Origin of the sequence: Vibrio sp. RM-41-2B, assembly GCF_024744415.1 — a bacterium.
Classification (GTDB): domain Bacteria; phylum Pseudomonadota; class Gammaproteobacteria; order Enterobacterales; family Vibrionaceae; genus Vibrio; species Vibrio diabolicus.
In genome coordinates this window covers 106987-120363 of record NZ_JAMQWD010000003.1, presented here as the reverse complement: position 1 = coordinate 120363, position 13377 = coordinate 106987, and the positions used below count along the sequence as shown (strand labels likewise).

Annotated in this window: 14 protein-coding genes; 10 read left to right on the top strand and 4 right to left on the bottom strand. The window is 44.1% G+C overall.

Annotation, left to right across the window (positions count from 1 at the left end; genetic code table 11):
* The first annotated feature begins 135 nt into the window (after nucleotides 1-135).
* The 10 genes from ccmA (at nucleotide 136) to NB463_RS00560 (ending at nucleotide 8190) form a co-directional block, all read left to right on the top strand.
* Nucleotides 136-753, top strand: coding sequence for a cytochrome c biogenesis heme-transporting ATPase CcmA (ccmA, locus tag NB463_RS00605; protein WP_012841536.1), 618 nt, complete (start codon nucleotides 136-138; stop codon nucleotides 751-753).
* Nucleotide 754: 1 nt separating this feature from the next.
* Complete coding sequence (ccmB, locus tag NB463_RS00600) at nucleotides 755-1423, top strand: heme exporter protein CcmB (protein ID WP_006741714.1); 669 nt, start codon at nucleotides 755-757, stop codon at nucleotides 1421-1423.
* 109 nt (nucleotides 1424-1532) lie between these two features.
* A complete protein-coding gene (locus tag NB463_RS00595; protein ID WP_005394301.1) occupies nucleotides 1533-2276 on the top strand; it encodes a heme ABC transporter permease in 744 nt (247 codons plus the stop codon).
* 11 nt (nucleotides 2277-2287) lie between these two features.
* Nucleotides 2288-2494: a heme exporter protein CcmD gene (gene ccmD / locus NB463_RS00590; protein ID WP_005380515.1), complete on the top strand. Its 207-nt coding sequence runs from the start codon at nucleotides 2288-2290 to the stop codon at nucleotides 2492-2494.
* Nucleotides 2491-2976, top strand: coding sequence for a cytochrome c maturation protein CcmE (gene ccmE / locus NB463_RS00585; RefSeq protein ID WP_005380516.1), 486 nt, complete (start codon nucleotides 2491-2493; stop codon nucleotides 2974-2976). Before ccmD ends, ccmE begins: the two co-directional genes overlap by 4 nt.
* Nucleotides 2973-4949: a heme lyase CcmF/NrfE family subunit gene (locus NB463_RS00580; protein ID WP_258431089.1), complete on the top strand. Its 1977-nt coding sequence runs from the start codon at nucleotides 2973-2975 to the stop codon at nucleotides 4947-4949. The genes ccmE and NB463_RS00580 overlap by 4 nt, the downstream gene beginning before the upstream one ends.
* Before the next feature lies 1 nt (nucleotide 4950).
* On the top strand, nucleotides 4951-5505 hold the full coding sequence (locus NB463_RS00575; protein ID WP_012841537.1) for a DsbE family thiol:disulfide interchange protein: 555 nt from the start codon (nucleotides 4951-4953) through the stop codon (nucleotides 5503-5505).
* Nucleotides 5502-5987 (top strand): cytochrome c-type biogenesis protein, encoded by a 486-nt coding sequence (locus tag NB463_RS00570; protein WP_005380519.1) that lies wholly within the window; start codon nucleotides 5502-5504, stop codon nucleotides 5985-5987. The genes NB463_RS00575 and NB463_RS00570 overlap by 4 nt, the downstream gene beginning before the upstream one ends.
* Entirely contained in the window at nucleotides 5987-7201 is a 1215-nt protein-coding gene (ccmI, locus tag NB463_RS00565) for a c-type cytochrome biogenesis protein CcmI (RefSeq protein WP_258431088.1), read from the top strand. Before NB463_RS00570 ends, ccmI begins: the two co-directional genes overlap by 1 nt.
* A gap of 215 nt (nucleotides 7202-7416) precedes the next feature.
* Entirely contained in the window at nucleotides 7417-8190 is a 774-nt protein-coding gene (locus tag NB463_RS00560; RefSeq protein ID WP_258431087.1) for an MlaA family lipoprotein, read from the top strand.
* 75 nt (nucleotides 8191-8265) lie between these two features.
* On the opposite strand, the gene NB463_RS00555 is transcribed toward NB463_RS00560, so the two are convergent.
* From NB463_RS00555 to NB463_RS00540, 4 genes are all read right to left on the bottom strand, one after another.
* Complete coding sequence (locus NB463_RS00555; RefSeq protein WP_258431086.1) at nucleotides 8266-9594, bottom strand: outer membrane protein transport protein; 1329 nt, start codon at nucleotides 9592-9594, stop codon at nucleotides 8266-8268.
* A 309-nt stretch (nucleotides 9595-9903) separates the two neighbouring features.
* Nucleotides 9904-11163 carry an outer membrane protein transport protein gene (locus tag NB463_RS00550; RefSeq protein ID WP_203347041.1) on the bottom strand — a complete coding sequence of 420 codons (1260 nt, stop codon included), beginning with the start codon at nucleotides 11161-11163 and terminating at the stop codon, nucleotides 9904-9906.
* A 297-nt stretch (nucleotides 11164-11460) separates the two neighbouring features.
* A complete protein-coding gene (locus NB463_RS00545) occupies nucleotides 11461-12192 on the bottom strand; it encodes a DUF3379 domain-containing protein (RefSeq protein WP_258431084.1) in 732 nt (243 codons plus the stop codon).
* A complete protein-coding gene (locus tag NB463_RS00540; protein WP_029836529.1) occupies nucleotides 12185-12760 on the bottom strand; it encodes a sigma-70 family RNA polymerase sigma factor in 576 nt (191 codons plus the stop codon). Before NB463_RS00540 ends, NB463_RS00545 begins: the two co-directional genes overlap by 8 nt.
* Nucleotides 12761-13377: the final 617 nt, after the last annotated feature.

The following is a 13377-nucleotide window of genomic DNA, read 5'->3' as shown; positions in this document are numbered from 1 at the left end:
AGTTAATTTTATTAAAGTGTGACGATTAATTAACAAAAATACATGAACTTACATACATCCCAGCCCTCTTATCCTGTTTTGTCATAACTAAGCTGTGCTAATATAGCGCTTCGTTCATTTTTTAGTTGAAGCTCTATGTTAGAAGTATCTAACCTGACAGCGATCCGTGATGAGAGGGTCCTGTTTGAAAACCTGCAGTTTGAAATTAAGCCTGGTGAATTGGTCCAGATAGAAGGGCGCAATGGTACTGGCAAAACTACGTTACTACGTATTGTGACAGGTTTAGGTGATAGAGAAGAAGGCATCATTAAGTGGAAAGGAGAAGAGGTTGAAAAATCTCGTGATGTTTTCCATCAAGATCTGCTGTTCTTAGGGCATCAAACTGGAGTGAAACGAGAGCTTACCGCACTAGAAAACTTACGTTTTTACCAATCTATTCAAAATAACCGCTCTTCTGACGAAGAAATCTTCACTGCTTTAACTCAAGTTGGTTTAGCTGGTCGAGAAGATGTGCCTGTAGCACAGCTTTCCGCAGGTCAGCAACGACGAGTGGCACTAGCAAGGTTATGGCTCAGTAAGCAAATTTTATGGATTTTAGATGAACCGTTGACCGCCATAGATAAGCAAGGCGTCAAAGTGCTTGAATCTTTGTTCGCAAGTCACGCTGATAATGGCGGTATTGTCGTGTTGACTACGCATCAAGATATGTTTTCGGACAGCCCGAAACTTAGAAAAATAAAGTTGGGTGATTGATATGATTCCATCTATGACCACCATCATTCGCCGCGAGCTATTGATAGCATTTCGCCGTCAGGCAGACATTCTGAACCCGCTTTGGTTCTTTATTATTGTTATTACTCTGTTTCCTCTTAGTATCGGGCCTGAACCAAATTTGTTAGCACGTATTGCAGCGGGCATTGTTTGGGTTGCCGCATTGCTATCTGCCTTATTATCATTAGAGCGTCTATTTCGTGATGATTTTCAAGACGGTGCATTGGAACAAATGATGCTAATGCCGATTCCATTGCAACTTGTAGTGGTTTCAAAGGTCATAGCACATTGGTTGTTAACAGGGTTACCTCTGATCCTAATTAGCCCATTATTGGCGGTTTTACTTTCGCTCGATTTCAATACTTGGCTATCTGTTGTACTAACCTTGATGATCGGTACACCGACACTAAGTTTTATTGGAGCTATTGGTGTGGCTTTGACGGTTGGGTTGCAAAAGGGGGGCGTTCTTTTGAGTTTGCTTATTCTTCCGCTCTACATCCCAATTTTGATTTTCGCAACATCAGCAATTGATGCCGCCGCGCTTGGTATGGCGTATAACGGTCAACTAGCAATTTTAGGTGCGATGCTAATGGGAGCGATGACGTTAACGCCTTTTGCCATTAGTGCCGCATTGAGAGTTAGTGTTAACTAACTCAATAAAGTGCCAATGAAGCGGCGCTTGATCAAAGAATTATTATTAAAGCACTGCTACGGTCTCAGCCCTTTAGACAGTGTCCCTGAAGTAAGAGTGAGAACAAAACATGTGGAAATGGCTACATCCTTATGCCAAGCCAGAAACCGCTTACCGTTTGAGTGGTAAGTTTCTGCCTTGGTTTTCTGTATTGGCCCTCGTATGCTTATCGGTTGGTACGGTTTGGGGGCTTGCATTTGCGCCTTCAGATTACCAACAAGGTGACAGTTTCCGAATCATCTATATTCACGTCCCATCAGCTATTTGGTCTATGGGCGTTTATATGTCGATGGCGATTGCGGCATTTATTGGCTTAGTATGGCAAGTACGTCTATCTGATATGGCGGCGCTTGCGATGGCGCCGATTGGTGCGGTATTTACCTTCATTGCTCTACTTACTGGTGCCGTTTGGGGTAAGCCAATGTGGGGCACTTGGTGGGTATGGGACGCCCGTCTTACTTCAGAATTGATTCTTCTATTTCTCTACCTTGGTGTTATTGCGCTTTATCACGCGTTTGACGATCAGAAAACAGCCGCAAAAGCGGCGGGTATTTTAGCGATCGTAGGCGTCGTGAACCTACCTATCATTCACTTTTCCGTAGAATGGTGGAACACGCTTCACCAAGGCGCGACGATCACGAAATTTGAACAACCTTCTATTTCATCCGACATGCTTTGGCCGTTATTGCTAAACATCTTTGGCTTTGCGTTCTTCTTTGGTGCAGTGACGATGGTACGTTTTCGTAACGAAATCATCAGTAAAGAAAGTCACCGCCCTTGGGTGCGCAAACTCGCAACAGAACAAACTCAGTGAGGTAATTGATTATGCATTTTGAATCTCTGAGCGACTTTTTTGCCATGGGTGGCTACGCATCATACGTATGGAGTGCGTTTGGTATTACTTTCTTATCCATGCTGATTCTTCTGATCACTAGCCTTCGCCGCGGTGATGCATTATTGAAAGAAGTGAAAGCAAAAATTGACCGTCAAGCTCGTATCGACGCAGCGAAGAACATGGAGAACACCTTATGAACCCGAGACGTAAAAAGAGGCTAGGTATCGTACTAGCGATCTTTATCGGTATTAGTGCCACCATTGGTTTGATACTTTATGCGCTTAACCAAAATATGGACCTTTTCTACACTCCAACGGAATTGGTTAATGGTAAGCCAGATGGCACCAAGCCAGAAGTAGGCCAGCGTCTGCGTATTGGTGGTATGGTGGTTGTGGGCTCGGTTCGTCGAGATCCTAATTCTTTGAAAGTGAGTTTTGACCTGCACGATGTCGGTCCTAAAGTGACGATTACTTATGACGGTATTCTTCCTGACTTGTTCCGTGAAGGGCAGGGTATTGTGGCTCAAGGTGTACTGAAAGATGCCACGACAGTTGAGGCATTTGAGGTCCTAGCGAAGCACGATGAAGAATACATGCCACCAGAAATTGCAGAAGCGATGAAGAAAACGCATGAACCGCTTCAATACAGCACCGAACAGAAACAAGGAAGCGGCCAATGATTGCTGAAATCGGTCACTTTGCTCTCATTCTTTCGCTTGCAATGGCTGTGCTGCTGAGCGTATTGCCATTGTGGGGAGCATCGAATAATAACACCATGCTCATGAACACAGCGCGACCGCTATCTTGGTCTATGTTCCTGATGCTGTTGTTCTCTTTCGCCATTTTATTTTGGGGATTTTATACCAACGACTTCACGTTACAGTATGTAGCGAGCAACTCGAATAGTCAGCTTCCTTGGTACTACCGTTTAACCGCAGTATGGGGTGCACACGAAGGTTCACTGTTGCTATGGGTTTTAATCCAAGCTGCTTGGACTGTCGCTGTAGCGACATTCAGTCGTGGTATGCCACAAGAGTCGGTTGCACGTGTACTTGCCGTAATGGGTATGATCTCAGTAGGTTTCCTACTGTTTATTATCTTAACGTCAAACCCATTCTTACGTACGTTGCCTTTCTTCCCGGTTGACGGGCGTGACTTGAACCCTCTGCTTCAAGACCCTGGTTTGATTGTTCACCCGCCAATGCTTTACATGGGCTACGTTGGTTTCTCGGTTGCCTTCTCTTTTGCGATCGCATCCCTAATGACTGGACGCCTTGATACGGCTTGGGCCCGTTGGTCTCGTCCTTGGACAACCGCTGCATGGGTATTTTTAACACTCGGTATCGCACTAGGCTCTTGGTGGGCTTACTACGAACTTGGCTGGGGTGGCTGGTGGTTCTGGGACCCAGTAGAAAACGCATCATTCATGCCTTGGTTAGCGGGTACCGCATTAATGCACTCTCTTGCCGTGACAGAAAAACGCGGCACATTTAAAGCGTGGACGGTACTATTGGCAATCTCTGCATTTTCGTTGAGTTTGTTGGGCACATTCTTAGTCCGTTCCGGTATTTTAGTATCGGTGCACGCGTTCGCGTCTGACCCGTCGCGCGGTATGTTTATTCTAGGTTTCTTAGTTTTCGTTATCGGTGGTTCTTTACTGCTGTTTGCCGTGAAAGGGGCGGCAGTGCGTGTACGAGGTAACTTCGACTTAGTCTCTCGTGAAAACGCGCTCTTAGCCAACAACGTATTACTTATCGCAGCACTTGTTGTGGTGTTAGTGGGGACACTGTTGCCGCTCGTACATAAGCAGCTTGGTTTGGGGTCGGTTTCTATCGGTGCGCCATTTTTCGACATGCTGTTTGCGTGGTTGATGATGCCATTTGCTTTCCTACTTGGTATTGGTCCACTTATCCGTTGGAAGCGAGACAATTTATCTAAACTTGTGAAACCAATGCTCGTTTCAGGTGTGCTTGCTTTTGCTTTGGCCGCGGTATGCGTATACCTGTTTGCCGACTTCTTCTCAACCATGGCTTACATTGGCTGGGTAATGGCGATTTGGATTATTGCAATGCATGGCTTTGAACTATATGAGCGTGCAACGCACCGTCATAGCTTTAGTGAAGGCGTTCGCAAGCTGCAGCGTAGCCACTGGGCGATGATGTTGGGTCATGTTGGTCTGGCGGTATCTGTTATCGGTATTGCGATGGTACAGAACTACAGCATCGAGCGTGATGTACGTTTAGCACCTGGCGAACATTTCCAAATTCAAGGTTATGATTTCTACTTCTCAGGCCTGCGTGATAAAGATGGTCCAAACTACGATGGCTACATCGCGGATTTTGAGATCACACATGATGGCAAATACGTGAATACGCTTCACGCTGAGAAGCGCTTCTACCGTACGGCTAAGTCTATGATGACCGAAGCTGCCATTGACCGTGGAATTAGTCGTGACTTATACATTGCAATGGGTGAACGTTTAGACGACAACCGATCTTGGGCTGTTCGTATTTACTATAAACCGTTCGTTCGTTGGATTTGGGCTGGCTCTTTGATTATGGCGTTAGGCGGTGCACTAGCGATTTCAGATAAGCGTTATCGCTTCCGTAAATCTTCAAAGAAAAACGCGAAGTCAAAAGAGCAGGAGGCATAACATGAATAAGAAAATCTTATTTATTCCGCTCGTCGCTTTCATGATTTTGGCGGGCATTTTCGCAACCCAGTTAATGCGCAACCAAGAGGGCGATGATCCAACGAAATTGGAGTCGGTTTTGGTTGGTAAGCCAGTTCCTGAGTTTCACTTAGAAGACTTAGCTGAACCTGGAAAACAATACGACCAGTCAATTTTTAAAGGTGAGCCGTTGCTCTTGAACGTTTGGGCTACGTGGTGTCCAACGTGTTATGCAGAGCATAAATACCTAAACGAATTGGCGGGTAAGGGCGTTAAGATTATCGGTATGAATTACAAAGATGATCGTAACAAAGCGGTAGGCTGGTTGAATGATCTCGGCAACCCTTACTTAATTAGCCTATTTGATGGTAGCGGTATGCTTGGTCTTGACCTTGGCGTTTATGGAGCACCAGAAACATTCATTATTGATGCAAATGGTGTGATTCGCTATCGCCATGTGGGGGATGTTAACCCACGTAATTGGTCAGAAACACTGGAGCCGCTTTACAACAAATTGGTTGAGGAGGCGAAGCAATGAGAAAGCTGATCCTTGCAGTTTTTGCTGCCATGACATTATCTCTTGCTGCTCACGCTGCCATTGAAGTATACGAGTTCGATAACTTGGAACAAGAACAGCAGTTCAAAGAGCTAAGCCATACGCTCCGTTGCCCTAAATGTCAGAACAACACGATCTCGGATTCTAACGCTGAACTTGCTCAGGACTTACGCCATAAGGTGTACGAAATGACCAAAGAAGGTAAGTCCAAAGATGAGATTGTTGATTACATGATCGCCCGTTACGGTAACTTCGTGACTTACAACCCACCATTTACGGTCGCGACTGCGATTTTGTGGCTAGGGCCACTCGCTGTAGTACTGGGTGGTTTTGGTTTGATTGTGCTGCGCAGCCGTAAATCTAAAGTTAAGGCAAAAGCGAGCAGTGACGAGCAATGGGATGAGCAAAAAGAAGCTCGTTTAAAAGCATTGCTTGAAGAAGAGAACAACGGAGATAAGAAGTAATGACACTATTTTGGATTTCCACCGTTGCTCTTACGCTTATTGCTTGTGCGCTGGTGGCTTTGCCGCTGCTTAAACAAAAAGCGAACAATGATGATGTGTTACGCGATGAGCTCAACAAGGCATTTTATAAAGACCGTCTATCTGAGCTTGCAGAAGAAACCGACGAAGGGCTGGTTGAAAGCGAAGACGAACTGATTTCTGATCTAAAGCAGTCTCTCCTTGACGATATTCCGGGTGATAAAGCGCAAAAAGAAACCAAGGTTTCACCAATCGCGGTTTTAGTTCCATCGGTAATTCTGACGGTGGCGTTGAGCTATGGCTTGTATTACAAATTTGGCGCGTCAGACGATATTGTTCAATGGCAAGAAGTGTCTGCAAATCTACCTGAGTTATCGAAAAAGCTGATGTCGGCTTCTTCTGAGCCGTTGAGTGACGATGAAATGGCGGATTTGACCCTTGCCCTTCGAACTCGCTTACATTACCAGCCGGAAGACTCGACAGGTTGGTTACTGCTAGGTCGTATTGCGTTAGCAAATCGTGATGTCACCACGGCTATCGATGCGATGGAAAAATCATATCGCCTAGAGCCAAAAGACCCAGATGTGATGTTGGGTTATGCACAAGCTCTGATGCTGTCTCAAGAGGAAATGGATCAAGCGACGGCTCGCTCATTACTCGGCAAGCTGATGCAGCAAGACTATGTCGATCTGCGTGTGTTTTCTTTGTTAGCGTTCGATGCGTTTGAGCGTCAAGACTTCCCGGCAGCCATCAAGTACTGGGGAATCATGCAGCAAATGATTGGTCCAGAAGATAGCCGCTACGAGATGTTGTCACGCAGTATTGAGAGTGCTCGTAAGCAAATGGGCGAAGCGGTTTCACCGGATAAGAGTGTTGCTGTGACAATTAATGTGGTACCAAATGCTCAGTTGGATCCAAACGCAGTTCTGATTGTGTCAGTACATCGTTCAGATGGCTCCCCAATGCCTGTGGCTGCTGCTCGTTATCCGCTAGGCACTTTCCCTCGCACAGTCGTATTAGATGATGGCAATGCCATGATGCAAGGACAAAAGTTATCTTCACTCGATAAGCTAATCGTCCGTGTGCGTATAGATTCTGACGGTAACGTAGCAACGCGTGATCAAGATTGGCACGGAGAAAGTGACGTCGTTGAATTTGGCGCACCAGTAGACGTGACCATTGATCAGCAATATTAATCGTTAGCGTCTGTCTCTGAAATATGACAACGGGGTAGAGTCTGTTGCCTTTAGTGGTATGACTTTAAACGATCGAGTAGAATACCGAAGGCCAGCGATTGCTGGCCTTTATTTATTCCCATATCTGAGTCATCTTTACTACGTATACTGCTCAACATACGTACAACGGTTCATTGGGTGACTTAGGTACATTAATAGTCGTTATGGAAAATAAAATGTATAACAAGGGTAAATCTACCTTCTTGTTACTGCTTGCAGTTGGACTGGTTGGCTGTTCAAGTGCGCCTGATGAAGCAGTAACAGGACAAGAAACAAATCAAACGACTTCTGATGTGTATGACCCGTTGGAAGGCTTTAACCGAACCATGTGGGAAATCAACTACGAATATTTAGATCCGTATTTGGTTCGTCCTGTATCACTTGCGTATGTGGAATACACGCCAGTTCCTATTCGTTCCGGTATCGCTAACTTCTTGTCGAACTTAGATGAGCCAGCCAGCATGGTTAATAACTTAGTCATGGGTAACGGCACGAAAGCCGTGGACCACTTTAACCGTTTTTGGATTAACTCGACGTTTGGTATTTTCGGTTTATTCGATATTGCAAGTGCCGCGGGTATCACGAAGTACGACGAGAAAGCGTTCAGTGATGCAGTAGGCCACTATGGTGTTGGAAATGGCCCTTACTTCATGATTCCAGGTTATGGCCCGTATACCTTACGTGAAGTGACAGATACCGTAGATAGTACGTATTTACCCCTCTCTTACCTCAACTTCTGGGCGAGTTTGGGTAAGTGGGCGTTTGAAGGCATGGAGAAGCGTGCTTTGTTAGTACCGCAAGAAGCACAGCTAGAATCGTCGCCGGCTCCATATATTCTTACTCGCGATGTTTATATTCAGCGTCAAAACTTTAAAGCAGAAGTTGAAACGGTGGAAGAAGTTAACATCGAAGAAGAAGAGTATTTAGACGAATACCTAGAAGACTTTTAAGCGCTGTTCTTTACAATATACAAATAAAAAAAGGCTTAGCTGATGCTAAGCCTTTTTTGTATTTTTGCTGTTTGGTTAGAAACGGTAGTTTGCTTGAACACCGATTAGCCAAACATTACCCGTAGTTTCGCCTACGAATTGGCCGCCGACTTGTTCTGCAGCGTCGTCTGACTTGTAACCACGAGACTCAACGATTGGTGCGTCTTTCGCGAAAATATAGGTGAAGCCAGCGTCTAGGCTGAAGTCTTTTGTCCAATCGTACGTTGCACCAATACTTAGCCAAGTACGGTCAGTTTCTGGAATAGTGATCGTACGGTTTTTGTCGCTTACCGCTGAAGTATCGTACGCAATACCAGTACGTAGCGCTAGCTTAGGATCAAGCTGGTAAGTGGCACCAACAGCAAAGCGGTAGTTATCTTCCCAGTTTTCTACTTTAACCATATGCGTGCCAGCGGTATCTAGACGTGCTTCCAATTTCTCGAAAGAGCTCCAATCCGTCCAGTTAAAGCTTGCGTGTAACGCAAGTTGGTCTGTTACTTGGTGGAAACTTGCCAGCTCAGCTGTTGCAGGCAGGTTTAGGTACATATAGCCGTTGTCACGCAGCTGTGGAAGCTCAGAAGTACCGAAGCCAAAACCTAGACCTTCAGCATGGCCTTCAAGCTTCAGTTCAACTTCAGATTTGTACGCGAAGCCGATACGGTTATTTTCATTGATCTGCCATGCAGTACCAACTTGCCAGCCCCAAGCGGTATCGTCACCTTCCATGTATTTTAGAGCGGTACCTTGAGGAACACTGATAGGATCGCCAGTTAAAGGGTGCTTTCCTACAACGTTATTCTTAGGAGCTGCTGCGCCAAAGCTGCCTTCGCCGATGATGTAACGGATACCACCACCAACGCTGATTGATTCATTGACTTTGTAAGCTGCATTTAAGTTCGCTTCCATTGTCGTTACGCTTGCTTCGTTACCGAAGTGCGATGCACCAAAGCCTTTCCCTAAATCGGTTTCCATGCCGTAGTTGGTGCCAAATGCCAAACCAATCGCGAATTTCTCATTGTATTGGTGTGATAGGTAGAAGTTTGGAATGATTGCATCATGGGCGAAATCATCTGAAGATGCAGAAGAAGTACTACCGTGGAAGTTTACATCACCTTCAATATCAATATTTGGGTTCACATAGATTGCACCAACGGACACTTGAGTGTCTTCCAAATAAGTTAGCATTGCTGGGTTACGCCATTGTGCACTTGCGTTGTCAGCCATTGCTGCTTCACCAGCATATGCTCGACCTAGGCCTGTTGCAGAATATTCAGCAAGTTGGAAACCTGCTGCGTTAGCCATGCCCGTTGTGCCAAGTAGGCTTAATGCCACTGCTGTTGATAGAAGAGTCTTGTTGGTTTTCATTCGAATGTTCGCTGATTTGTTTATAACGTGGGACGAAAGTTTAAAGGTAGAGTTTTTACTTTAGAAATGAAAATCCAACATAAGTAGTCATTTGGAATATTATTCTTTCAAGTGTTACTTGGGTGGTTTAATTGTCTGACTGTGAAAGGCTTGTAAATGGGATTCAGCGAACAGCTGTGCGTCCTAATTGTGAGATTTAGATACACGTGTTCACTCAAATTGAGTGGGCAATAAATCGCAGATATGAAAAAAGGCTGGAAATCCAGCCTTTTATATAAAGTATTTTTCTACTAACTAACAGCGAAGCGCTTAGAAGCTACGACTGTATTGTAAGCCGAATAGAATTGCGTCAGCATGAGTTGTTGCTGTTACACCGGTAGAAAGACTAGGAGCTAATTGAGTATTCTCATTAACTTTTACATCTTCACCTAACAAGTACGTGAAGCCAAAATCGATGTTTGAGCTATTATCAATATGGTAAGAGAAACCTGTGGAGAACCACTGGCGATCTGAGTCTGGTACCGAGATAGACGTTACTTTATCTTGAGCGCTTGTGTCGTACATGTAACCAGCACGAAGTGTCCAGTTGTTGTTTAGGTAGTAAGTACCACCAATTGCGTAGTGCCAGCCATCTTGCCATTGATAGTCTTTCGAGTAACCACCTTTAAGTAAACCCTGATTTAGGTTCTCAAAATCAATTTGGTCAAAATCTTTCCAACCGATGTATTGGATGCTGTAGTGTACAGCAAACTTAGTGTCTTGGATTTTGTGGAAACCAGAAAACTCGGCCATATCTGGTAGAGGTAGCGTGATTTCCTGACCTTTGTCGTCTTTCGCCGTAAATTCAGGGCTGTAACGATACGCTAGACCAAAACGGTTGTTTTCATCTAGTTCGTACACAGTACCAACGTTGAAACCAACAGCCCAACCATCAGCTTTATCTACGTCCAGAATTTTTTGACCGCCAACCCCTGGGACTGAAGAGCTAGTTGTACGCTTCATTGTGCCTTGGCCGTAGATTAAATCTAAACCAGCACCAAAGCTCCATTGTTCGTTTAAACGGTAAGAACCCGCAAAGCCAAAGTTGAAGCTTTTTACATCCGTAAGACCACCGTACTCGGTTGCGGTGTAGTTATCTGAAAATTCAGTTTTAGTGCCGAAATTAGAGTATGCGTTTACGCCCCATGCAAACTTGTCATTTACTGGAACGATTAGGTGAATGTTTGGAGCTATTGACGTATCACCCACATCATCAGTGTCAGCAACATTTACAGTACTGGAACCCAAAGGAGTATTAACGTTATATTTCGCATCTTTCACTTCAATCATTGAAGTAATGCTTTCGAAACCTAGCGAAAGCTCCATTTTATCAAATAGAGCCATTGCTGCTGGGTTACGAGCCATTACTGCGGCGTTATCTGCGATTACTGCATCACCAGCAAATGCACGGCCGATGCCAGTTGCTGATTGAGCGTTGATTTGGAAACCCGCTGCCATCGATTGACCTGAGGCAAAAGCTACCGTTACTGCTAGGAGAGTCTTTTTAAACAGACGCGTGTTCTGAGTCATTTGTTTTTCCTTATTAGATTCGTCTCTTTGGACGATAAATTGAGCTTTTGCTCAGTGGCGCAGATAGTAGTATCAATCGTTGCTTGGACAAATCCGACCATTGGATAAAATTGAATAAAAATTGCAGAAATGATGTCTAAAAGACGGGAAATTGCACTTAAAATGCGTAATTTAGAGTTTAAGCTCTAAATGCTATAGCGATGGTGAATGTTTTGTGTTCTATTTATACAAAAATGCCGCTAAATAAGATCATTTAGCGGCATTTAACCTTTTGAAGGCTGGAAATCGTCGAAGTTATTACATCGGTTTAATCATTGATGCAAGAGTCGTAGCGATAGCATCAATATTTTCACCTTCTTCTCCGACTAAAATCAGGCTTGAACTCCCGACGGGCTGAACGATTCCGGTCATGCCATCCTTATTAAAGTCGGTACTTTGTTCGCTAGGAATACCAGTAATAAATAACGTTACTTTACCTTTTGGACCTTGGAATACCATATGCACCGCATTGGATTCGCCAAAACCGCAGTGGTTTAGGTAGTAAACGTGATATGGAAAGTTTTCACTAAACTGGTAATGAAATGGCGACATTTTCGCATTAATTTGCGAGCTCGGTACATCCTCATCAAGATGACGAACAAAAGGTTCTTCATGAGTAACGTGTTTCATCGCGGTATCAGCTAAACTGGCTTGTGCTGGAGATACCAAAACATTTCCCCAGTTTACTTGACCAACTAATAATCCTGCGGTGAACGCAATAGAAGCGGCAAGTGCCATTGCTTTGCGCACAAAGTTTGGTCTGACGACCTTCTCTTCATCAAGTGCACTCGACGTCTGACTAAATAAAATCTTATCAGCGAGATCTTCAGGTACATCCACATTCATGGCTTGTTTAATTTTTACGTCGAGATCCAAAACGTCATCAACAAACTTATTGTTGGCGTCGCTACCAGCTAAAGCTTGCAGAATCTCTTCATCCTTTTGTTTTGGATCCGACAAAATACGACGACGAAATTCTAAATCATCCATTCTTTTGTCCTCTCTTAGTATCTTGAGAATCCAACATCTCTTTGAGTTGATTACGAGCGCGAAATAATCGAGTCATCACTGTATTTTTATTTAAATCAAGAATGTCGCCAATCTCTTCTCCGCTGAAACCACCGACAACTTGGAGAAATAAAGGTTCGCGGTATTCAACGTCGAGTTTCATGATCTGTGCTTGCAGCCATTCTTGCTGATGATGTGGGTCATCGCTGACTTTAGCATCATTGCCGTAATCATCGATATCAACTAAATCAAATTGTTTACGTTCGAAGCGGCGCGCATTTTCTCGTCTCAATATGGTGATGAGCCAAGACTTGGCTGCTTTTTCATCCTGGAGACTATCGAGTGACTTCCAGGCTCTAAGACAGGTTTCCTGAACTAGATCTTCCGCTATCGCTTTATCTTTGCACAACCAGTATGCGTAGCGATATAAGTCACGATGGTACCCTCGGACGAGCGCTTCGTATTTTCTTTGCTTGTCCATATCAGAGTTGACCGGACTGTTGGAATTTTTCTTTCCAAACATTTTTAATATGGCCACAGGAGCCTCCATCCTCGCTCTGTGAGTTTCTTATTTGTTCTGAGCATGACTTTACTTTTCAATAGCCTCGCGGTTTCGGTTGAGCGTGTGTCGTAGATAACCTCTGACACAATAAGCTATGTGGTTACTTAAAAGTGTATACGCAAATGCCAAATATCATCGAACATGAATTGGTAAAGATTGTTAACAATATCATCATTAGTAATCAATGGTTTGGATAAGTTCATTCGATGGGACATAAAAAGAGACTGTTAGCGGTGAATTTTTGAATAGGTTTGCATCGCTGAGCCTTTTAGATGTGCTTAAAGCTCGTAAAATCACTATAAAATTGATCTATTTCAAAATATCAAGCAGTGAAGGGGTTATAGTACATCTTGTCATCTCGTTAGTCATTGCGACTAACATGTTGAGCAAGATGACACTTCCTTTTGAAGGCTGACTTTACTTTCTCCTAATCAGGAAACTGATTAATTTTCAATTGGCGTAAGTTAATTGTTTTATAGATATTCCGACCACACAGTTATGTGTGGTTTTTTTTTGCTTCGATTTTACCTTCCATATACCTCTTACCGTTTTAACTCTCTATAGTTAATCATTATTAATCGCATAAGAATCAAAGAGGTAGAGTA